Annotated in this window: 20 protein-coding genes and 1 tRNA gene; 20 read left to right on the top strand and 1 reads right to left on the bottom strand. The window is 38.1% G+C overall.

Features of this window, described 5'->3' with window-relative positions:
- Nucleotides 1-62 precede the first annotated feature (62 nt).
- The 10 genes from GQR54_RS14065 to GQR54_RS14020 all read left to right on the top strand — a co-directional run bounded on the left by GQR54_RS14065 (nt 63) and on the right by GQR54_RS14020 (nt 8,990).
- Nucleotides 63-818 (top strand): class I SAM-dependent methyltransferase, encoded by a 756-nt coding sequence (locus GQR54_RS14065; protein ID WP_166378406.1) that lies wholly within the window; start codon nt 63-65, stop codon nt 816-818.
- Nucleotides 819-979: 161 nt separating this feature from the next.
- Nucleotides 980-1,705 (top strand): tRNA (cytosine(32)/uridine(32)-2'-O)-methyltransferase TrmJ, encoded by a 726-nt coding sequence (gene trmJ / locus GQR54_RS14060; protein WP_002958423.1) that lies wholly within the window; start codon nt 980-982, stop codon nt 1,703-1,705.
- Nucleotides 1,706-1,942: 237 nt separating this feature from the next.
- Nucleotides 1,943-2,434: a Fe-S cluster assembly transcriptional regulator IscR gene (iscR, locus tag GQR54_RS14055; protein ID WP_008170963.1), complete on the top strand. Its 492-nt coding sequence runs from the start codon at nt 1,943-1,945 to the stop codon at nt 2,432-2,434.
- 24 nt (nt 2,435-2,458) lie between these two features.
- Complete coding sequence (locus GQR54_RS14050; RefSeq protein WP_002958425.1) at nt 2,459-3,676, top strand: IscS subfamily cysteine desulfurase; 1,218 nt, start codon at nt 2,459-2,461, stop codon at nt 3,674-3,676.
- A gap of 41 nt (nt 3,677-3,717) precedes the next feature.
- Complete coding sequence (gene iscU, locus GQR54_RS14045; RefSeq protein ID WP_007377675.1) at nt 3,718-4,101, top strand: Fe-S cluster assembly scaffold IscU; 384 nt, start codon at nt 3,718-3,720, stop codon at nt 4,099-4,101.
- A 12-nt stretch (nt 4,102-4,113) separates the two neighbouring features.
- On the top strand, nt 4,114-4,437 hold the full coding sequence (gene iscA, locus GQR54_RS14040) for an iron-sulfur cluster assembly protein IscA (RefSeq protein WP_007377674.1): 324 nt from the start codon (nt 4,114-4,116) through the stop codon (nt 4,435-4,437).
- Between the two features lie 95 nt (nt 4,438-4,532).
- Entirely contained in the window at nt 4,533-5,060 is a 528-nt protein-coding gene (hscB, locus tag GQR54_RS14035) for a co-chaperone HscB (protein WP_166378404.1), read from the top strand.
- A gap of 41 nt (nt 5,061-5,101) precedes the next feature.
- Complete coding sequence (gene hscA, locus GQR54_RS14030; protein WP_166378402.1) at nt 5,102-6,964, top strand: Fe-S protein assembly chaperone HscA; 1,863 nt, start codon at nt 5,102-5,104, stop codon at nt 6,962-6,964.
- A gap of 11 nt (nt 6,965-6,975) precedes the next feature.
- The gene (fdx, locus tag GQR54_RS14025; protein ID WP_007586379.1) at nt 6,976-7,314 is read left to right on the top strand and encodes an ISC system 2Fe-2S type ferredoxin; all 339 of its coding nucleotides are present in this window, start codon (nt 6,976-6,978) and stop codon (nt 7,312-7,314) included.
- A 248-nt stretch (nt 7,315-7,562) separates the two neighbouring features.
- Nucleotides 7,563-8,990: an NAD-dependent succinate-semialdehyde dehydrogenase gene (locus GQR54_RS14020; RefSeq protein ID WP_166378400.1), complete on the top strand. Its 1,428-nt coding sequence runs from the start codon at nt 7,563-7,565 to the stop codon at nt 8,988-8,990.
- A 1,045-nt stretch (nt 8,991-10,035) separates the two neighbouring features.
- Here GQR54_RS14020 and GQR54_RS14015 read toward each other — a convergent pair.
- Nucleotides 10,036-10,111: transfer RNA gene (locus GQR54_RS14015), tRNA-His, on the bottom strand.
- 263 nt (nt 10,112-10,374) lie between these two features.
- Between GQR54_RS14015 and GQR54_RS14010 the strand changes: the two genes are divergently transcribed.
- The 10 genes from GQR54_RS14010 to GQR54_RS13965 all read left to right on the top strand — a co-directional run bounded on the left by GQR54_RS14010 (nt 10,375) and on the right by GQR54_RS13965 (nt 21,773).
- The gene (locus tag GQR54_RS14010) at nt 10,375-11,193 is read left to right on the top strand and encodes a mechanosensitive ion channel domain-containing protein (protein WP_166378398.1); all 819 of its coding nucleotides are present in this window, start codon (nt 10,375-10,377) and stop codon (nt 11,191-11,193) included.
- Nucleotides 11,194-11,221: 28 nt separating this feature from the next.
- Nucleotides 11,222-12,007 (top strand): DUF481 domain-containing protein, encoded by a 786-nt coding sequence (locus GQR54_RS14005; protein WP_166378396.1) that lies wholly within the window; start codon nt 11,222-11,224, stop codon nt 12,005-12,007.
- A 123-nt stretch (nt 12,008-12,130) separates the two neighbouring features.
- Nucleotides 12,131-14,809, top strand: a complete 2,679-nt coding sequence (locus tag GQR54_RS14000; protein ID WP_166378394.1) for an SLBB domain-containing protein — start codon at nt 12,131-12,133, stop codon at nt 14,807-14,809.
- Between the two features lie 258 nt (nt 14,810-15,067).
- Nucleotides 15,068-16,015: a Wzz/FepE/Etk N-terminal domain-containing protein gene (locus tag GQR54_RS13995; RefSeq protein WP_166378392.1), complete on the top strand. Its 948-nt coding sequence runs from the start codon at nt 15,068-15,070 to the stop codon at nt 16,013-16,015.
- Nucleotides 16,016-16,098: 83 nt separating this feature from the next.
- A complete protein-coding gene (locus GQR54_RS13990) occupies nt 16,099-16,950 on the top strand; it encodes a glycosyltransferase family 2 protein (protein WP_166378390.1) in 852 nt (283 codons plus the stop codon).
- Nucleotides 16,951-17,110: 160 nt separating this feature from the next.
- Complete coding sequence (locus tag GQR54_RS13985) at nt 17,111-18,193, top strand: EpsG family protein (RefSeq protein WP_166378388.1); 1,083 nt, start codon at nt 17,111-17,113, stop codon at nt 18,191-18,193.
- Between the two features lie 11 nt (nt 18,194-18,204).
- Nucleotides 18,205-19,416 carry a hypothetical protein gene (locus tag GQR54_RS13980; RefSeq protein WP_166378386.1) on the top strand — a complete coding sequence of 404 codons (1,212 nt, stop codon included), beginning with the start codon at nt 18,205-18,207 and terminating at the stop codon, nt 19,414-19,416.
- A 57-nt stretch (nt 19,417-19,473) separates the two neighbouring features.
- Entirely contained in the window at nt 19,474-20,289 is an 816-nt protein-coding gene (locus tag GQR54_RS13975) for a glycosyltransferase (RefSeq protein WP_166378384.1), read from the top strand.
- A gap of 31 nt (nt 20,290-20,320) precedes the next feature.
- Nucleotides 20,321-21,232, top strand: coding sequence for an NAD-dependent epimerase/dehydratase family protein (locus GQR54_RS13970; protein ID WP_166378382.1), 912 nt, complete (start codon nt 20,321-20,323; stop codon nt 21,230-21,232).
- The gene (locus tag GQR54_RS13965; protein WP_166378380.1) at nt 21,225-21,773 is read left to right on the top strand and encodes a sugar transferase; all 549 of its coding nucleotides are present in this window, start codon (nt 21,225-21,227) and stop codon (nt 21,771-21,773) included. Before GQR54_RS13970 ends, GQR54_RS13965 begins: the two co-directional genes overlap by 8 nt.
- Nucleotide 21,774 lies beyond the last annotated feature (1 nt).

The raw sequence follows: 21,774 nt of genomic DNA, 5'->3' as shown, positions 1-21,774 counted from the left end.
TTTAGTGCTTTAAAGTAAAGCGGTTGATATACTACAGGCGTATTTTATCGTCGGAGTTATTTGTGGTTATTCAATGTGCTTTTAAAGAGTGTCGTCCTTATTTAAATGAATTAGAAACACGCTTTGGTTTAGCCCAATGGGCGCAAAATTGCAGTGGTTTTAGCTTACATTACGACGATAAAGGGTTAAGCCTATTTAAAACCGACGAGCCTAAACTAGGCGCAATTAACGTTGACTTTGTAACCGGTGCTGCCGCCCATAGGCGCAAGTTTGGCGGTGGTAAAGGCCAAGCCATTGCCAAAGCAGTAGGCTTAAATAAAGGAGCTACGCCTGTTGTGCTTGATGCTACCGCAGGTTTAGGGCGAGATGGTTTTGTACTTGCCTCGCTAGGGTGCAAAGTTATATTACATGAACGTCACCCAGTTGTAGCTGCACTTTTATACGATGGTTTAAAGCGAGCCTATAGTGATATTGAAATTGGTTTGTGGATGAAAGAAAACATGAGCCTAATATTTGGCTCAAGCCATACTTTACTCTCTCAATGCGAAAGCATGCCTGATGTTGTTTATTTAGATCCCATGTTCCCGCATCGCGAAAAATCAGCATTAGTTAAAAAAGAAATGCGCGTGTTTCAAGAGCTTGTTGGTGCAGACAACGACGCTGACGACCTACTTGATTTTGCCTATCCACTTGCAAGTAAGCGTGTCGTTGTAAAGCGCCCCGATTACGCCCCATTCTTAAACGAAAAAACCCCAAGTATGCAGATCAAAACCAAAAAGAACCGTTTTGATGTTTATGTAAAGGCGGCAATGGTTTAAAAAGCGTTATTAGCGTTATATAAGCCTGCGCGAGGTAAACTACCGCCTACGGGATATTTGTTGGCGGGGCTTTATGCCGCGCTTTTATTAGGATCTAGGATCTTATTACATTTTCATGTTAGAATTTGCGCAATTTTTTGGCATAGCAAAGTAGCACAGTAATGATCTTAGATGATATTCGCATTGTTTTAGTTAACACGTCACATTCGGGCAATATTGGTTCGGCGGCTCGCGCCATGAAAACCATGGGTTTATCAAAACTTTATTTAGTTGATCCTGCTTGCGAAATAGACAGCCAAGCAAGTGCATTAGCTGCAGGCGCAACTGATGTTTTAGGCAATGCAGTTATTGTAGGTACCGTTGAAGAAGCTATCGCTGACTGTACATTAACGATTGGCACAAGTGCGCGTTCTCGTACGCTTTCGTGGCCAATGGTTGAACCACGTGAATGTGGTGAAAAACTCGTTGCTGAAGCTGTAAATGGTCCTGTAGCGCTAGTATTTGGTCGTGAAAACAGCGGCTTAACTAATGAAGAATTACAGCTTTGTAATTACCATGTATGTATTCCTGCTAATCCAGAGTACAGCTCGCTTAATTTAGCTATGGCCGTACAAACACTTAGTTACGAAACACGTATGGCGTTTTTAAATCAACAACCTAAAAAGGTTGAAGAAGACGATGCTGTTTACCCAAGCTCAAAACAAACAGAACTGTTTTATGAGCACCTTGAAGAGACGCTTTTCAAAACCGGCTTTATTATCAAACAGCACCCTGGTTTAGTTATGACTAAATTACGTCGTTTATTTAACCGAGCTCACCCTGAAGATGCCGAAATGAATATTTTACGCGGTATTCTCACCTCAATTAATAAGTCTATCCCTAAGTAACTTAGGTATAGCTATTAGTTATAAAAATCAATGGGTAAATAACTAGCTAATACTTGACTAAATTACTCAGGTAATTACAATGGCTGTAATACTTGACCAAAGAGGTCAAGTATTGAAAGTTTGTTAACTCTACAATTTAAAAAGTAAGAGTTTATAAATCAAATTTTTATCAAGTGATAATACTTGACTAATTTACTCTGGTAATTAAAATTTGCACTCTTTTGTGCAGGGGGCGTTATGAAGTTAACATCAAAAGGCAGATATGCCGTTACAGCTATGCTGGATGTTGCACTACACACAGGTGTAGGTCCTGTAGCCCTTGCTGATATTTCACAAAGACAAGAAATTTCTTTGTCTTACCTTGAACAATTATTTGCTCGCCTACGTAAAAATGGCCTAGTAAGTTCTGTTCGTGGACCTGGTGGTGGCTATTTACTAGGACGTGAAACGAGCGTTATCTCTGTTGGCGATATTATTAGCGCCGTAGACGAATCGGTCGATGCAACACGTTGCCAAGGTGCCGATACCGGCTGTCAGAGTGGTATGCGTTGTTTAACACATAATTTGTGGTCAGACCTAAGCGCACGCATAGAAGAATTTTTGAATAATATTACCCTTGCTGAATTGGTGGAAAAATCAGATGTGAAAGAAATAGCATCGCGCCAAGATAACAGTATTAATAATGCAATTAAGCAGTTGGAAAACATTCAAGTAAGCTGTCAACTTTAAGGTTGACCTGCAGCGGAGAGAGAAATGAAGTTACCGATTTATTTAGATTACGCAGCGACCACGCCTGTTGACGAACGTGTTGCTAAAGAAATGATGCAATGCCTGACAATGGACGGTAAGTTTGGTAATCCTGCGTCACGCTCACACCGTTTTGGTTGGCAAGCAGAAGAAGCTGTTGACCAAGCACGTACAGATATTGCTGATTTAATTAATGCAGACCCACGTGAAATTGTTTTCACATCGGGTGCAACAGAATCAAATAACCTTGCTATTAAAGGTGCAGCACAGTTTTACAAGAAAAAAGGTAAGCACGTTATTACCGCTAAAACTGAGCATAAAGCTGTAATCGACACATGTCGTGAGCTTGAGCGCCAAGGTTTTGAAGTAACTTATATGGACGTTGAAGAAAACGGCCTACTTGATTTACAAAAACTTGCCGACACAATGCGTGACGACACAGTACTTGTAAGCATCATGCACGTTAATAACGAGCTAGGTGTAATTCAAGATATCGCGACTATTGGCGAAATGTGTCGCGAACGTAAAATTATGTTCCACGTAGATGCAGCGCAAAGCGCGGGTAAAGTATTAATCGACGTGCAACAGCTTAAAGTTGATTTTATGTCGTTCTCTGCACATAAAGTGTATGGCCCTAAAGGTGTTGGTGCACTTTACGTTCGTCGTAAACCACGTGCTCGCCTTGAAGCGCAAATGCACGGTGGCGGACATGAACGCGGTATGCGCTCTGGTACACTAGCTACTCACCAATTAGTGGGTATGGGTACAGCGTTTAAAATTGCTAAGCAAGATTTCGAAAAAGATCACGCACACATCAGCGCCTTACGTAATCGTTTAATCGACGGTATTATGGCTGATATGGACGAAGTATACTTTAACGGCACGCAAGACCAATCAGTACCTGGCATTGTAAACATCAGCTTTAACTTTGTTGAAGGTGAGTCGTTACTTATGGCAGTAAAAGACATTGCAGTATCGTCAGGTTCAGCCTGTACATCTGCAAGCTTAGAGCCTTCTTATGTATTACGTGCACTTGGCCGTAACGATGAATTAGCACATAGCTCAATTCGTTTTAGTATTGGTCGCTTTACTACCGAAGAAGAGATTGATTACACCGTCGAATTAATGAAAAACTCTATCGGTCGCCTACGTGAGATGTCTCCACTTTGGGAGATGCATCAAGAAGGTATTGATTTAGATTCAGTTGAATGGGCTCACCACTAATAGTGTGAGCACATACCCTAGCAGGTAATGAGGATAGAATAATGGCTTATAGTGATAAAGTAATCGACCACGTAGAAAACCCACGTAACGTAGGTACTCTAGATAAGAATGATCCGTCAGTGGCAACGGGTATGGTAGGCGCACCAGCATGTGGTGACGTAATGAAATTGCAAATTAAAGTATCTGCCGAAGGCGTTATTGAAGATGCAAAATTCAAAACCTACGGTTGTGGTAGCGCAATTGCTTCATCTTCACTTGTAACAGAGTGGGTTAAAGGCAAAACGCTAGACGAAGCAGCGACAATTAAAAACACTGATATCAGTGCAGAGCTTGAATTACCACCAGTGAAAATTCACTGTTCAATTTTAGCCGAAGACGCAATTCAAGCAGCAATTGCAGACTACAAAAGCAAACAAGCGAAGTAAGAAGAGAAACTCATGGCAGTGACATTGACAGATGCGGCAGCAAACCGCGTACAATCATTTTTAGCAAACCGCGGTAAAGGTTTAGGCCTGCGCGTTGGCATTAAAACGACGGGCTGTTCAGGTCTTGCTTATGTACTTGAGTTTGTTGACGATTTAAACGAAGACGATGAAACTTTTGCGGCTAAAGGTGTAACATTAATTGTTGACGCTAAAAGCTTAGTTTACATCGATGGCACAGAGCTCGACTACACTAAAGAAGGCTTAAATGAAGGGTTTAAATTTAGAAACCCTAATCAAGCAGATGAGTGTGGTTGTGGCGAAAGCTTTACCGTTTAAGCTTAAAATATCTTTGTAGTATAAATAAGCCCTGCCAGTTAATGTAGGGCTTTGTTATTTTTGAAATTAATTTCTGAATATTATTGGTTGAAGTTATGCGTTACTTTGAATTATTTGCAATACCAGTTGACTACAATATTGATTTAGCAACGGTTAACAAGCACTACTTGGAATTACAGCGTACTGTACATCCCGATCGCCACGCCAATGCGAGCAGCCGCGATAAGTTAATGGCAGTGCAAAGCGCCGCCGAAATTAACGATGCGCTACAAACATTAAAGCACCCAGTAAAGCGTGCTGAATATATGTTGAGCGAGCTAGGCGTTGATATTCGAGCCGAGCAGCAAACCTTGCAAGATCCAATGTTCTTAATGCAACAAATGGAGCTTCGCGAAGAGCTTGAAGAGTTAGCATCGTCGAGCGATCCTGATACCGCCATTGCAAATTTTGAAAAACAAATTAAGCAACTAAACACGCAGTACAGTGCACAACTTGCAGAGCAACTAGCAAGTAACGATGAGCAGCAATATCAACTTGCCGCAGACAATATTCGTAAACTGAAATTTGTTTATAAATTACGTGACGAACTAGAGCGCATTGAAGACAGTTTATTTGACGATTAATTACTTGCTGCAAAGCGAGCAACACGAGTTTAAAGAGCATTATGGCATTATTGCAAATTGCTGAGCCGGGGCAGAGCGCGGCACCACACGAACATAAACTAGCTATTGGTATTGATCTTGGTACAACTAACTCATTAGTTGCAACAGTACAAAGTGGCGAAGCCCGCACGTTAACTGATGATCTTGGCGCGGCTATGTTACCGTCGGTTGTTCGTTATCAAGCAGGCGGTATTACTGTTGGCGCAGAGGCTGCACAAGCAGCAACGCAAGACCCTGTTAATACACTTATTTCGATTAAGCGTTTTTTAGGTAAAACTCAGGCTGAAATAGAGAAAAGTTATGGGCAACTACCGTATGAGTTCTGTGAGCACAATGGTGCGCTAGCAATAGAAACTGCGGCAGGTAAAATCAGTCCAATTAAAGCATCAAGCCATATTTTAGCTGCATTAAAAGCACGAGCTGAGCAAAGTTTTGGCAACCAAGAAATTTTAGGGGCTGTAATTACAGTACCAGCGTACTTTGATGACGCACAGCGCCAAGGTACTAAAGATGCCGCAGAGCTGGCTGGTATTAACGTACTACGTCTATTAAATGAGCCAACAGCAGCAGCGGTTGCTTATGGTTTAGATTCAGGTCAAGAAGGTATTATTGCTGTTTACGACTTAGGCGGTGGTACATTTGATATATCAGTACTTAGATTACACCAAGGTGTGTTTGAAGTAATGGCAACCGGTGGCGACTCAAGCCTCGGCGGCGATGACTTTGACTCACTACTTGTTGATTACTTTAAGCAGCAAACTGGTGTGTCAGCGTTGTCACCTTCGGTTTTACGTTTATTCATTAATAAAGCAAAAGCGTGTAAAGAAGCACTAAGCCAATACGCTAAAGTAAACGTGGGCCTTGAGTTTGACGATCAAAAATACACAGTAGAAGTAACACGCGAAACATTTGACGAAATGGCTATGCCACTCGTTAAAAAAACACTGCGTTCGTGTCGCCGTGCTGTAAAAGATGCTGGCATAGAAAACGACGAAGTACTGCAAGTTATTATGGTAGGCGGTTCAACCCGTATGCCATTGGTACGTAGCCAAGTACAAAGCTTTTTTGATAAAGAACCGCTAACTTCAATCGACCCTGATCGCGTTGTGGCTTTAGGCGCTGCGCTTCAAGCCGACGTGCTAATTGGCAATAAGCCAGATTCTGACATGCTATTGCTTGATGTATTACCGTTGTCGCTAGGTCTTGAAACGATGGGTGGTTTGGTTGAAAAAATCATTCCACGCAATACAACGATTCCGGTAGCGCGCGCACAAGAATTTACAACGTTTAAAGATGGCCAAACAGCCATGTCATTACATGTGCTGCAAGGCGAACGTGAGCTTGTTGATGATTGTCGTTCGCTTGCTAAGTTTAGCTTAAAAGGTATTCCACCAATGGCGGCAGGCGCTGCGCATATTCGTGTAACCTTTAAAGTTGATGCTGATGGCCTATTAAGTGTTTCAGCTATGGAAAAATCAACAGGTGTACAAGCTGAGATTCAGGTTAAGCCTTCGTTTGGTTTATCTGACGACCAAGTAGCTAACATGCTAAAAGAGTCAATGAGCAACGCTAAAGGCGATATGCAAGCACGTATGCTTAAAGAGCAACAAGTAGAAGCGTTACGCGTAATAGAAGCGCTTAATGCATCACTTGCAGCCGATGCTGCATTACTTGACGATATGCAACTTGCTAACTTACGCGCTGAAATTGCAGAACTGGTAAAAGTGCGCGAAAATGCACAAGAGCCTGGCGAAATTAAAGCAGCTATCGAAAAAGTCGATAATGCGAGTAGCGACTTTGCATCGCGTAGAATGGATGCATCAATTAAAAAGGCCCTTACAGGGCAGTCAGTAGACAACATTTAAGAGAGATTAGAATGCCACAAATTGTTTTTCTTCCACATCCTGAATTATGTCCTGACGGCGCTGCAATTGAAGCTCCTACAGGCCAAACGGTACTCGACGCTGCACTTAAAAATGGCATTAGCATTGCACATGCCTGCGAAAAGTCGTGTGCATGTACTACGTGTCATTTAGTGATTCGTGAAGGATTTGATTCACTACAAGAGAGTGATGAGCTAGAAGATGACATGCTAGATAAAGCATGGGGCTTAGAGCCTGAGTCACGCCTTGGTTGCCAAGCAATTATAAGAGATGAAGACCTAGTGGTTGAAATACCTAAGTACAATCTCAATATCGTTAATGAAGAGCACTAGTTTTTAACGATGTATATATTAAAAGCCGCTGTTTGATACAGCGGCTTTTTTGTTTCAAAAAAGCATTTATAAACACGTAGCAGCGACTTTATGTCGCGTTTTTAAATCTCAAACGTTTTAAGTTAATTTTTTCTAATCTCAAACTTGAACATCAAAATGATCACGTATTTTTCAGATTATATAAACGCGGGGTAAACCCGCTGCTACGAGTTCAACCCAATCCCTAAAATCTATTTTGGAGGTTTATTTTGAGTAATCTTATTTTTTCTGACTCATTTATTAACGGCGAATTTTATAAAACGGATACGCGCTTTAGCGTTAACGATCCCGCTACCGAAAAAAGTATTGTTGAAGTAAGCGATATTGACGAGCAGGGTGTAAATAGCGCAATAAGCGCAGCTCAAGGGGCTTTTACTAAGTTAAAATCAACGAATGCCACCGAGCGAAGCGAAACGTTGATGCGCTGGTATGAGCTAGTTATAAAACACAAACAAACACTTGCAGAGTTAATGACCAAAGAGCAAGGCAAGCCGCTCAAAGAATCGCTTGGCGAAATTAACTACGGTGCAGGTTTTATCAAATGGTTTGCAGAAGAAGCCAAACGTAGTTACGGCGATGTAATTCCGCCAACAGATGACTCGCATCGTTTAACTAGCTTTAAGCAGCCTGTAGGTGTTGTAGCTGGTATTACGCCATGGAACTTCCCCGTTGCTATGGTTACTCGTAAAGTAGCTCCAGCTTACGCTGCGGGCTGTAGCTTTATACTTAAACCTTCTGAACATACGCCACTATGCGCTATCGCACTTGCTTATCTGGCCGATCAAGCTGGTTTTGTTAAAGGTGCATTTAATGTACTGGTTTCACAAGATGCCAAAACAGTAGGTAAAATGCTGACTGACTCAGAAATCGTGCGTAAGTTTACATTTACCGGCTCTACCGGTGTAGGTAAGCAGTTGCTGTCGCAATGTGCAGACACAATTAAACGTACCTCGATGGAGCTTGGCGGCAATGCGCCTTTTATCATTTTTGATAATGCAGATTTAGATGAAGCTGTAGAAGGGCTAATGGCGGCTAAATTTAGAAATAGTGGGCAGGCATGTGTTGCTGCAAACCGTATCTTTATACAGCGTAATATTCTCGACAAAGTACTGTCAAAAATCACGCCTAAGGTTGCAGCGCTAAAAGTGGCAAATGGTTTTGAAGACGATGTTGATATTGGCCCACTCATTTACCCTAAAGCCAAAGATAAAGTACAACAGTTAGTACAAGAGGCACTCGATAAAGGGGCTACGTTGATTGGCGATAATAGTGACTTAGGTGGCAGCTTTCAAAACCCATTAATAGTAAACAACGTAACGACAGAGATGGATATTTACCACGAAGAAGTATTTGGTCCAGTATTAACGGTTATTCCTTTTGATGAAGAAAGTGAAGTGCTTGCACTTGCTAACGATGTACCATTTGGTCTAGCAGCCTACTTTTACAGCCAAAATATTAAGCAAATTTACCGAATTAGTGAAGGGCTTGAATTTGGTATGGTAGGTGTAAACGAAGGTGTTATATCAAACCCAGTCGCGCCTTTCGGTGGCGTTAAACAATCTGGTTTGGGCCGCGAAGGCGGGCATCAAGGACTTGATGAGTACCTAGAAGAAAAATACGTGTGTATTAAAATATAACGGCAGTTAAGTATATGAGCGCGAATTTACTCCGCGCTTTTTTATGACATTAATATGGCAGATATATGAACTTTACCTTTTACTGTTGCTACCCAAAGCGCTAAATGCTACCTTTGGGAACATATTTTTTGTTAATAAAACAACATAAAAAAACAAATAAAAAGTAAAAGGATTTCTATAAGTAGAAATAACCCCGTGTGTAAATGCCACCTTATTTAAGGTGGCATTTTTTATAATTTATTATAAATTACATGCAAGAGTTCACCTCGTGCAAATAAAACATCTCAAACACAAAAGCGCGGCATAAAGCCCCGCCTACAAATTTAACACCGCCATGTAGGCGGGAGTTTACCTCGCGCAGCTCTTATAGTTGAGTCCACCTCGCGCAAGTAAAACAGCTCAAACATAAAAGCGCGGCATAAAGCCCCGCCTACAACTATAACTCGCCCTGTAGGCGGGAGTTTACCTCGCGCAGCTCTTATAGTTGAGTTTACCTCGCGCAAATAAAACATCTCAAACATAAAAGCGCGGCATAAAGCCCCGCCTACAAATATAACTCCGCCCCTGTAGGCGGGAGTTTACCTCGCGCAGCTCTTATCATGGAGGTCATTTCTAATTTTATTATATAGCTTTAATCTTGTGGGTACCCATGATTAGGCTTTTATTTTTGTTGTATTTTTGATTTATTAGTTACACAAGCTAACAGCAGGTATAAAATCCCTCTCTTATATTGAGTATTTATGTTTATAAAGGATTTATCTTGCGGGCACTCAAGTTTAGAGTGTTTTTGGCGGGTGTATATAGTAAATGTTTTTAGTGCTTTAACTTAAAAAGTACACTAGCAATGTAATGTATTAAACTTAAATAGTCTTAGGTATTTTAATTGTTTAGATAGGTGAGCTGAGTAATTAAAATGAGCGATTAAATAGGGAGTAAGAATATTAAATAATTGTTTAATATTGATTAAATAGTGTATTAAAAATTTCGAATATATTTAAGGGATTTTAATTTTTTTAGAAGGTAATAAAATCAAGAAGAGAAAAAGTGGGGCGATTGACGGGGCTTGAACCCGCGACAACCGGAATCACAATCCGGGGCTCTACCAACTGAGCTACAACCGCCACTACACACACCTTGTTTGGTGTGGCGCGCATAATACATAAAATAATAAATTTTGTGAAGCCCAAAAGTGAAAAAAACTTAAATTAATTAAATAAACATCAAGCAGCTAAATTTTATCAGTTTATTTAATTGCATAAATACACCTAAAAAACTAAATTTACTTTTTGTTTATAGTATTAATTCATTATTCGATGAGAGTAAATTGTAAATTAATGTATAATAATGATCGAAAAACGCTTAATAAAAAACATTTGGAGTAAATATGGATTCAGTACTTAATTGGCTTAATGATAACTCAGGCCTAATTTTACACTACGGTATTCAAGCTGTTGTTGCGCTTGTTATCTTTTTAATTGGTAGTCGTGTTGCTAAGTTTTGTTCTAACTTAACCGAAAAAGGTTTTGCTAAAAAGAAAGTAGATAAAGCAGTTGGGTCTTTTGTCGCAAGCATTGTATTTACTCTTGTATTTGCAGTCACTATTTTAATGGCACTTTCACAAATTGGTATTGAAACAACGTCATTTATTGCTATTTTAGGTGCTGCAGGCTTAGCTGTTGGTTTAGCGTTGCAGGGATCGTTATCTAACTTTGCATCTGGCGTACTTATTATTTTACTTCGTCCATTTAAATCTGGCGATTTTGTTGAAGCTGGTAATAAAATGGGTACTGTTAAGAAAATCGAAATATTTTCAACTGAACTACGCACTCCAGACAACAAAGTAATTATTGTGCCAAACTCTCAAATAATGTCGGGTGCTATTACTAATTTTTCTCGAGAATCTACTCGTCGTATCGATTTAGTTATTGGTGTTGGCTACGATGCTGATTTACGTCAAGCAAAAGAAGTATTAAAATCGGTGTTAGATGCAGAAACTCGTTTACTTAAAGATCCCGCGTATACAGTAGCTGTAAATGAGTTAGGCGATTCAAGTGTTAACTTTATTGTTCGACCTTGGGTTAACTCTGCTGATTACTGGCCTACATACTGGTCATTAATGGAAAATATTAAAATTGCATTAGATGATGCAAATATTACAATCCCATTTCCACAAATGGACGTTCACTTACACAAGCAAGACTAATTATTAGCACTTAGATAGGTTATTTTTAATGAAATTAAAGCTTTTATCAATTTTAGTTGCGGCTTCTGCTGCAACTAACGCATTCGCTGAAGAAACTGTAGAGCGAAAAACGTGGGAAGTTACCAGTGAGCTAGGTGCAATTGTAACTAGTGGTAATACCGAAACAACTACTTTAAAAGGTGGCATTAAGGTATTACACAACCTAGATAGCTGGAATAACGAATATAAAATTGATGGCATCTACAAAGAAGATGAAATTGAAGATGCTGATGGCGACAAAAACAAGCAACGTACCAATGAAAAGTACTCAGCTTCTGCGCAAGGCAACTATAAGCTAAATGAAAAATATTCTCATTTATTCATTTATGGTTCACACGTATCAGATTATTTTGGTGCGTATAGAACTGAATCTGTAATATCAGCTGGTTATGGTTTGCGTTTACTAAGCGAAAAAACTATGTGGTTAAATGCTGAAGTTGGTCCTGGTTACAAGTTTTTTGAATACTCAGACGAGAGTACTCAAGAAGACGACAATGGTAATTTACTTGCTGGCGAAAGAGAAAGTGAAGTAATTGCTTTAGGTAAGCTTGACTACAATTGGCAAATTTCAGAAAGTGCACGTTTTACCCAATTAGTTGCCGTTGAATATGGTGAATCAAACACTAAAACGCGCTCAGAAACTGCATTACTTGCTAAAATAAATGGCTCGTTACAAATGAAAGTTGCTTTTAATATTATTAACAACTCAGACGTTGCAGATGACGAAGAAAGAACAGATACAGAAACGTCATTAACGCTAGTTTATAGTTTTTAACTACACTAACGAATTTAAATGACATTAAAATGAAAAAAGGGGCGAAAGTCCCTTTTTTATTTGTGCAAAACTAATGTATTATGACGACCGATTTTGGTTGTAGATCTAGGGATATACCTACTTGTGAAAGTTTTAACTTATTTTTTTAGTGCTTTTGTATTGCTTTGTAGTTTAAGTACTTTGGCTTTTACGCCAACCGCCTCTCAAATTGAGCAATTTAAAAAACTGCCAAAAGCTCAACAAGAAGCCCTAGCTAAACAGTACGGTGTAGATGTATCTACAATTACTGGTACAAACCAATCTAATACTCAAGATGGTGCCCAGCAGCAATCAACTATTGGTGAACGCCCTGAAACAGAAGAAAAAAAGCTAACCGACGAAGAGCGATTTAAACCTAAAACGGATGAATTAAAACCATACGGTTACGAGCTGTTTGCAGGTGAACCAACCTCATTTATGCCCAGTGAAAATGCCGCAGTGCCCGACACATATATAGTAGGCTCGGGGGACCAATTAAAAATTAACCTCTACGGAAAAGAAAGCGACAGTTTTGAGGTGATTGTTGACCGCGAAGGGCGCTTAAATATTCCAGACTTGAGCCCAGTAGAAGTTGCAGGGCTAACCTTTGCAGAAATTAAAGAATTAATAAAAGTAAAAGTAGAACAAGAAGTGATAGGTGTAAAAGCCTTTGTGTCGCTTGGTCAGCTTCGTAGTATGCGTATTTTAGTACTAGGTGAAGCTTATAAACCAGGTAGCTATAGTGTTTCTTCGTTAACAACGGTATCGCATGCACTATTCGTAAGTGGTGGTGTGTCGGATATTGCATCGTTACGTAATATTCAAGTTAAACGCGCCGGCAATGTGGTTGCTAACTTTGATTTGTATGACTTACTTATTAAGGGCGATAGCAGTAACGACATAGTTTTAAAACCGGGCGATGTGGTATTTGTGCCATCGGTTGGTGCTCAAGTAACTGTTGAGGGCGCTGTAAAACGCCCTGCTATATTCGAACTTAAAAAAGGTGAGTCGGCTAAGCAATTACTAATGATGGCAGGTGGCCTTAAGCCTAATGCATATGCAAAAAATGTAGTTGTAGAGCGTTTTAATTTCGATCGTAAAGAAGTGCTGTCGGTAGATTTCTCAAAATCACAAATTAACTATATCCCGCAAGATGGCGATCGTATTCGTTTTAATTCAGTTAGCTCTCAATATCAAAATACGATTAGTTTAATTGGTGCGGTAGCGCGCCCTGGTAACTATCAGTGGCATCAAGGAAAGCGTATTTCAGACGTACTTAAATCAGTACGTGGCGATTTACTACCTCAAGCCGATTTAAGCTACGGGCTGGTTATTCGAGAAATTAATATAAATGGCGATATAGAAGCGCATCAATTTGATGTGGCTCAAGCTATTATTAAAAATCCAGAAAATAATTTACAGCTTAAAGCAAATGACAAAATTGTTGTGTTTAGCCGATTTGAAGAAAAAGAAGCAGAGCAATCGGCTTTAGCAAATATGGCGCTTAGCCAAGAGCAACAAGAGCAACAACAAAAAGCAGAGCAATGGCACAAGTTTGAGCAAAAAGAGTTCGAAAAATATATTGGCGTTAATCAAGAAGACGAAGAGTTTGTTCTTGAAGACAATAAAATACTAACAATTGCTGAAATTTCTAAACGCAAAGCTAAAGAAGAAGAAGACCAAGAGCTTAAGCCTGAAGACTATGCATTATTTAGTCGCCATAACTTATTGGCACCAATTATAGCTAAGTTTAAGCATCAAGCGTCAGTACAGCAAGCTATGCAACTAGTAGAAATTAATGGCAACGTGACCTTTCCAGGTATTTATCCATTAATGGTTGGTGGCGAAGTACGAGATTTAATAACAGCAGCCGGTGGCCTGTTAGAGTCGGCTTATGTAAAGCAAGCTGAAATTACACGTATTGTAGCAAGTGATGCCTCTAAAATAGAGCACCTAAGGCTCGACCTTGAAAGCGCAATGCAAGGCGACCTGCAAAGTAATATTACATTACAAAGCAAAGATAGCATTAACGTATTTGCTATTCCAAACTGGCAAGAAAACGTAAAAGTAGAATTAAAGGGCGAGCTAAAATTCCCTGGTATTTACACAATACGCCGTGGCGAAACGCTTACTGAGTTGCTAGAGCGAGCAGGTGGTTTTTCAACGTTTGCAGAGCAAAAAGCGGCCGTATTTACTCGTACCTCAATAAAAGAACAAGAGCAAAAACAACTAGCTCGATTATCTACTGAATTACGCCGTGATATAGCTTCAAAAAGTTTTGAAAGTTCAGTGAGTAGTAATGCACTCTCGTATGAAGAAATGAACAATTTACTTAACGACTTAGCCAGCGTAGAGGCTGTAGGGCGCTTAGTAATTGACTTACCGCTAATAGTTAATAGTAAACAAAATTTAGTGCTGCAAGATGGCGACACACTTTATGTGCCAAGCAAGCGCGATTCAATTAGTGTAATAGGTGAGGTTAACTATTCTACCTCGCATTTGTATAATCAAGGTATAAGCGTTGACGAATACATTAACTTAAGCGGTGGCTTAAAAGAGCGCGCTGACGAAGATCGCATTTACATTATAAAAGCAAATGGCTCGGTAAAAATACCTAATACCGGTGGCTGGTTTGCAGCTAATAGTTCTGAGCAGTTAGAACCAGGCGATACAATAGTTATACCAATGGACGCTGGCCATATGGACAAGTTAACGCTTTGGAGCACAGCTACACAGATACTATATCAACTAGGTGTGGCAGTAGCAGCAATAAGCGGTATTTAATAACTATGCGCGGGTTTTACCGCGCGTTTATTTGTAGGCGGGGCTTTACGCCGCGCTTGTTTGTAGGCGGGTTTTATATCGCGCTTGTTTGTAGGCGGGATTTTACATCGCGCTTGTTCGTAGGCGGGAGTTTACCTCGTGCTTATTTGTAGGCGGGATTTCACATCGCGCTTGTTTGTTGGCACGGCTTTACACCGTGCTTATATTCAAAAAATTAATTAGGCACGGCTTTATGCCGCGCGGATGAGCTGGATTTACATGGAAAATAATTTAAACAACCCAAAACAAACAAGTGAACACACAGTCGCTGACGAAGAAATTGATTTACGAGAATTATTTACTGCTATTTGGCAAGGTAAATGGATTATTATCGCGATCACTACGTTATTTGCTGTCGCCTCAGTTTTTTACGCCATTAATCAGCCTAATATTTATAAATCGGAGGCTTTACTAGCCCCGGCTGAAGAGCAACAAGGTGGCGGGTTAGGTGCTTTAGCAGGTCAATTTGGTGGTTTAGCAGGGCTAGCTGGCGTTGATATTGGTGGTGGTGGTGATAAAACTCAATTAGCACTTGAGATACTAAAATCGCGTAAATTTACCAGTAACTTTATAGAAAAACACTCAATACTGCCCGATTTAATGGCCGTTGAGTCGTGGGATTTAGCCACTGGTAGTTTAACGTATGATACAGACGTTTATAACCCAGATACAAATACGTGGTTACGCGAAGCAAAAGCTCCGAAAAAAGCTGAACCATCAATGCAAGAAGCGTATAAAGTATTTTCAAAAATAATTGATACAAACACAGATCCAGAAACCTCTACCATTACACTTTCTGTCGCGCATATTTCACCTGTAATAGCTCAGCAATGGGTTAACTGGTTAATTGAAGATATAAACATTGAAGTGAAACAGCGAGATGTGAGTGAAGCGATAAAAAGTACTGAATTTTTAACACAGCAGTTAGAAAAAACAAAAGTATCGGATATTAGAAGTGTTCTTTATAACTTGGTTGAGGAGCAAACTAAAACTATTATGTTTGCTAACGTCCGTGATGAATATGTATTTAAAACTATAGACCCTGCAATCATTCCAGAAGAGAGGTTTAAACCTAGAAGAGCAATTATCTGTATTGCTGGTACATTTTTAGGAATAATTTTAAGTTTTTTCTTTTTAGTGTTACGTTTCTTTTTAAAGCGAAGTTAAAGTACTTGTAAAAGCTTAGGGCTATACTTTTGTGAGTGTTTAGCAAAACGCTTGCTGTATTATGTATTATTGTAGGTAAAATTATGAGCATTAAAGAACCATTAGTAAGCGTAGTAATTCCAACGTTGAATAGAAGTAAAATGCTGACGCGAGCTATAGAATCTGTTTGCCAACAAACCTATAAAAATATAGAGATTATAGTTATAGATGACTGCTCAGACACTCCTGTACAGCTAGACACTTATGAAGGGAGATGTTCACTAACTATTTCAAGAAACCAAGAAAGGCTAGGTGGGGCCGCTTCACGCAACCGAGGTGCTGAGTTATCTAATGGTACCTATATATCTTTTTTAGATGATGATGATTACTACTTTGAAGATAAAATTGACTTTTTAATGGGGAAATTACTAGAACAACCTGAGCTGATTGCTGCTTTTGGTCATGTAAAAGGAAGTGGGCTAAAGCCAAAACTGTTACTAGAAAATACATTAATTACTAGCTTTAAAGCAATTGGTGGGTTGCACACAAATGGTTCGTTAATAAAAAAAACAGAATTCGATAAAATAAAGTTTTTAGAATCGCTACCAAAATATCAAGATACACAGTTACATATGCAAGTAATTAAATCCAAAAAAGTTAAATATTTTGATTATCCAGTCGCTTTTTGGAATAAAGATCACGGTGAAGGGCAGATAACTGATCTAAAAACTACACAGCAACATGTCAGAGGATTAAAGGCGTTTACTACTCTTGAAGAATACATGAAAAGCACTTACACGCTTTCCCTATCGGAGCACTTATACTTACTTAAAAATAAAATTTACCTTTTAAGTAAATGCGATAAAAAAATGTTAGCTGAAAATGATATTTCATATACATGGTATGAAAATATCTTAGTATTTTTAGCAGGTCTTTATGCTCAATTCAAACGTTAAAAGCTTTTTTCTATACGTATTATTCATAGTCGTAAGCTTTTATTATCCGGTTTTTGCTTTTATTTTAGTCTCATGTGCAGTTCCTTTTTTAATTAATAAGAAAAACTATTTATTTATTTCTTTTGCATTTTCAATGTTTTTTATTTTTTATGGAATGGCAATGGATCCCGTTTCGTACATTGGCGATTACTCTAGATACTACTTATCTTTTTATAAACCAGATATGTATATTCTTGCGACAGGAAAGTTGTACCGCTACAGTGTATTTAGCATATTAAAATACTTTGAAATGGGGCCTCAATTTTATACCGGCTTATCTCTTTTTTTAAACTACTTTATAATGCTGGCTGTAAGTTTGAAGTTTGCTATTTTATTTTCATTTAATACCAATAAAAAATTACTGTTGGTTTTTGTTCTTACTATTGTAACTTTACCAAGCTCTGCAATCGGGAATTTTGAGTCTATATTATCTTTTTCGTTTAGCTATATAGCTTTGTATTTGATATGTACACAACGAAAAAAATCTGCATTAGTGTTTGTTATTTTAGCTCCTTTTATACATCCTGCCGCAATCCTTTTTTCTATTATGTTTATTCCTGTACTTTTATTTAAAAAACGTTTTTATAAATATAAAGTATTGTTTTCGGTGTTGTTGATTGCTGGTATTGTCGGTTTTTTATTTATTCCACTGGCAAGTGTTTTACCTTTCTTAGATCATATTCAAAGAAAGCTGATAACATTTTTAACAGGCCCGTGGAGTGAGTACATAGAGCGAAGAGATTTTGAGTTTATTATTATTGCACTTATTAAGTTAGTCGTTTTTGTTTTTGCAATGTATAGAATACGACAAGTTTTTATTCGTAAATTTAAACTTAAATACGGAAATAAAGAGCTAGTAGACAAAAAAGAATATGCAATAAAAATGCTGTACAACGTAAGTTTATATATGTTTCCTGTATTATTTTTAGCTGTTTTTTCAAGAACGCTTGCCGAGCGCTACATTTACTTTGGCATGTTTTTCTTTTTACCCGTTGTAATACTTGCAGCCGAATACATGAGAATTTTTATTAATCGATTTTTTGTTTACTCAATGGTATTTACAATATTTTTGTTACCACAAAATGTAGTTGTATTTGGTGTACTCGTACTTAAATCAACTACGCAGGACTCACTGTCGAATAATATGTATGAATTATTATATGAAGAATATAAAAAAGCGCCTCCGCCTGTTGGCAGGTTATAAAGGGAACTGAAATGATAGTTATTTATGTTGACAACTTTGATAGAGCTACATTTTTTTACCGATTAGCAAAGGGTATAAAAGGCAAGCAGTTTCTTTTTTATACCACAAAGTACTCTGTTTACCGCTTTTTAAAAAAAGACTTTGAAGTTGTTTTATTTAATGAAAACGAGAAACAAACCAGCAATTGCAATGATATGCCTCCAGAAACTGATTTTTTGAATCTGACCTATGTTTACCGTGGTAGTCAATCAGTAATGCACGCAAAGAAAGTTTATACGATGATAAGAAATAACCTTGCTTTGACTCAATTGAACTATCAAGAGGTTGAAGTTGCAATAGTATTTAATGGTAACTCAGCATCGCAAAAAGCATTTATAGATCATTTTTCTAATAAAAAGGTAAAAACTCTGTTTTGTGAAATAAGTAATTTACCAGGAAAAGTAATTTTTGACCGATTAGGAGTTAATGCCAAATCAAGCTTATTTTTTAATGCACAACAGCTAGATACATTTAATGCTGTAGATGTAGAAGAGCATCAGCGTTGGGTTAATGTTTACGAAAATTATAAAAACAATCCAATTCCGCAAGGAAAACTAGAGCCCAAATTTATTAAAGCTTATGTGTTAGATTATTTTAGTAGCTTATTAGGTAAAGGAACTAGAGAAGAAGATAACGTTTCGCTAATAAAAAAAATAATCTCTGTTATAGCATTATTTAAGTCTAAATCTAGTTCAGATCTGATTTTTGATGATGCAGACTTGAGCTGTGATTATATTTTTTTCCCTACGCAAGTAAGGTACGACTCTCAGTTAATTTTAAATAGCGATATAAACAACCAACAAGCTATTGAAAAAGCAGTTGCGTTGGCTAAAGAGCGCAGTTGCCAACTGTATGTTAAAATTCACCCTGCGGAAACTGATCCCGAGATTTTAAAAGATTATGCAGCGCTTAAAGAAAAATACAATTTTTTAATCGTCAATAGTAATACAACTGAATTGATAAAAAAGGCCAAAGTGGTAGTAACTATAAACTCTACAGTTGGGCTTGAGGCACTTATCTACAATAAAGAGCTAAGCGTTTACGGGCGAGCAATTTATAGCGACTTCGATTTTTCAAGGGTGCTTAGCTACATACATAATTACCTTGTTGATTTTGACTATTTTTCAGATGAATTAATAAGTGAAAAAGAGTTTAACAAACTGCTGCTGTTAGCGAGTAAATAAAATTCACAATCCGTGCCTTATTGTGTTCTACCCCTTGTGTATTTATAGGAAAAATGAATGACTGACTTTTCGGTTTTAATGTCAATTTATGATAAAGAAAACCCTATATATTTAAATGCGTGCCTTGAAAGCTTACATAATCAAACGATTAGAGCAACAGAGGTAATACTTGTGCTAGACGGCCCTATAAAGCAAAGCTTGATGAATATAATAAATAACTGGAAACTCCAACTGAATATGGTGTTAGTTCCTTTACTGGAAAACGTAGGGCTTGGGAATGCTTTAAACGAAGGGTTAAAAGCATGCTCATACGAGCTTATTGCAAGAATGGACACTGATGACTTATGTTTACCAGAGCGTTTTGAAAAACAATTAGCTGTATTTAAAGCACAGCCATCACTTGCATTTTGCGGATCGTTTATTGATGAAATAGAATGCGAAAGCACAAATTATATAGCGACTCGTTATGTAAAAGAGTTTAACGACGAGATTATTAAAAGCGGCATTTCACGAAACCCGTTTAACCACATTAGCGTAATGTTTAAAAAAAGTGCTGTTGTGTCTGTTGGTAGTTATCAGCACATGGTGTCAATGGAAGATTGGTACTTGTGGTTACGTCTACTTAGTAGCGGTTATAAGGGATACAACATACAACAAACACTAGTTCATGCACGTGCAGGTAAAGAAATGATGGCGCGCCGCACTGGCTTTAAGTACGTAACATACGAGGCTAAGCTTGCTAAGCAAAAAGCTAAATTATTTCCTCAGTATGCTTTAAAATCGTATTTTTATTTTATAGTGCGCTCATTACCTAGATTACTGCCTCAAAAATTGCTTTATCTAGTCTATCTTTTTTCTCGAAAAATAAAGTAGTGATTAATGTTATTAAAAATAGAGAGTCAATATGAAAGTAGCAATTACAGGTGCCACAGGCTTTATAGGTAAAGAGCTACTTATAGGCTGCCCTAATGACATTGAAGTATTAGCACTGACAAGAAAAAGCATAAAAACAAATAAGTACATCAAATATGATGACTTATTTGATGTTAAAGCTGAACATTTAGTAGGGTGTGAATCATTTGTGCATTTAGCTGGTGTAGCCCACACAGTTGTTACGGACCCAGACACGTATACTCAATATAATACTAAATTAGTTGCGCACTTAGCTAACGAAGCTGTTAAGGCAAATGTAAAACGGTTTATATTTATTAGTACTATAGGTGTAAATGGCTTAAATTCGGGCAAAGAACCGTTTAAACCTACAGACAGTGGAAACCCACATAATGATTACGCAAGGTCAAAATATAACGCTGAGCAAGAGTTACAGACTATAGCTAAAGATACCGGACTAGAAGTTGTTATAATTCGGCCTGTATTGGTATATGGAAAGGAGGCGCCGGGAAGTTTTAGTTTACTATTAAAAATGATTAGTAAATTTGGTATATTACCTTTTGGTTTTGTAAAAAATAAGCGAAGTTTTATTGCAGTTCAAAATTTAGCCGATTTTATTGTTTTGTGTTTAAAACACGAAAAAGCTGCTGGGCAAATATTTTTAGCGTCAGATGGTACAGCGGTGTCTACTAAGGCGTTTTCGAATTCAATTGCCAAGGGCATTAATAAAAGGCTTTTGCAGCTTCCTGTCCCTGTGTTTTTAATGAAATTTGCTATTAATTTGCTAGGTAAGCCAGCTTTAAGTAAACAATTATTTGATGATTTAGAAGTGGATTCGAGCAATATGTTTCAATTATTAAATTGGACACCGCCTTATACTATGAATTCAGCTATACGCCAACTAAACAGAGAAACACATGATTAGAACACTCGATTTTATTTTTGCTTTGTTTGGTTTAGCTTTAGCAATGCCATTTTTAATGATTTTATACATAATAGGTTTATTTGATACCGGCTCTCCAATTTTTGTACAAGAGCGAGTAGGAAGACACAAAAAACCGTTTAATTTGGTTAAGTTTAGAACAATGAAGGTAGATACAGCATCGGTTGCCAGCCACCTAGCAAACACTGCATCTATCACTCGCTTTGGCGGTTTTTTACGTAAAACTAAATTAGATGAACTGCCGCAACTGTGGAATGTTTTAAAAGGCGAGATGAGTATTGTTGGGCCACGGCCAGGTTTATTTAACCAAGACGAATTAACAAAAGCCCGCGATGCAAAAAATATATACGCCGTTCGCCCAGGAATTACGGGTTTAGCGCAAGTTAACGAAATTGACATGTCTACACCTGAATTACTAGCTGAAACAGATAGCAAAATGATTATCACATTAAATATAAAAAACTATTTTAGCTATATACTCCAAACAATAGTAGGAAAAGGGAGCGGGGATAGGGTTAAATAAT

The sequence above is a fragment of the Pseudoalteromonas sp. Z9A4 genome, from assembly GCF_011378845.1.
Classification (GTDB): Bacteria; Pseudomonadota; Gammaproteobacteria; order Enterobacterales; family Alteromonadaceae; genus Pseudoalteromonas; species Pseudoalteromonas arctica.
Note: the sequence above shows the minus strand (reverse complement) of the source record. Positions and strands in the feature narration are given on the sequence as shown.

What these genes read in the sequence shown, in the direction of transcription:
- fdx (WP_007586379.1), top strand. Translation starts at nt 6,976, where the DNA reads ATGCCACAAATTGTTTTTCTTCCACATCCTGAATTATGTCCTGACGGC.
- hscA (WP_166378402.1), top strand. Translation starts at nt 5,102, where the DNA reads ATGGCATTATTGCAAATTGCTGAGCCGGGGCAGAGCGCGGCACCACAC.
- trmJ (WP_002958423.1), top strand. Translation starts at nt 980, where the DNA reads ATGATCTTAGATGATATTCGCATTGTTTTAGTTAACACGTCACATTCG.
- GQR54_RS13980 (WP_166378386.1), top strand. Translation starts at nt 18,205, where the DNA reads ATGATAGTTATTTATGTTGACAACTTTGATAGAGCTACATTTTTTTAC.
- GQR54_RS14050 (WP_002958425.1), top strand. Translation starts at nt 2,459, where the DNA reads ATGAAGTTACCGATTTATTTAGATTACGCAGCGACCACGCCTGTTGAC.
- GQR54_RS13995 (WP_166378392.1), top strand. Translation starts at nt 15,068, where the DNA reads ATGGAAAATAATTTAAACAACCCAAAACAAACAAGTGAACACACAGTC.
- GQR54_RS14005 (WP_166378396.1), top strand. Translation starts at nt 11,222, where the DNA reads ATGAAATTAAAGCTTTTATCAATTTTAGTTGCGGCTTCTGCTGCAACT.
- iscA (WP_007377674.1), top strand. Translation starts at nt 4,114, where the DNA reads ATGGCAGTGACATTGACAGATGCGGCAGCAAACCGCGTACAATCATTT.
- hscB (WP_166378404.1), top strand. Translation starts at nt 4,533, where the DNA reads ATGCGTTACTTTGAATTATTTGCAATACCAGTTGACTACAATATTGAT.
- iscR (WP_008170963.1), top strand. Translation starts at nt 1,943, where the DNA reads ATGAAGTTAACATCAAAAGGCAGATATGCCGTTACAGCTATGCTGGAT.
- GQR54_RS13985 (WP_166378388.1), top strand. Translation starts at nt 17,111, where the DNA reads ATGGATCCCGTTTCGTACATTGGCGATTACTCTAGATACTACTTATCT.
- iscU (WP_007377675.1), top strand. Translation starts at nt 3,718, where the DNA reads ATGGCTTATAGTGATAAAGTAATCGACCACGTAGAAAACCCACGTAAC.
- GQR54_RS14010 (WP_166378398.1), top strand. Translation starts at nt 10,375, where the DNA reads ATGGATTCAGTACTTAATTGGCTTAATGATAACTCAGGCCTAATTTTA.
- GQR54_RS13990 (WP_166378390.1), top strand. Translation starts at nt 16,099, where the DNA reads ATGAGCATTAAAGAACCATTAGTAAGCGTAGTAATTCCAACGTTGAAT.
- GQR54_RS13965 (WP_166378380.1), top strand. Translation starts at nt 21,225, where the DNA reads ATGATTAGAACACTCGATTTTATTTTTGCTTTGTTTGGTTTAGCTTTA.
- GQR54_RS13975 (WP_166378384.1), top strand. Translation starts at nt 19,474, where the DNA reads ATGACTGACTTTTCGGTTTTAATGTCAATTTATGATAAAGAAAACCCT.
- GQR54_RS13970 (WP_166378382.1), top strand. Translation starts at nt 20,321, where the DNA reads ATGAAAGTAGCAATTACAGGTGCCACAGGCTTTATAGGTAAAGAGCTA.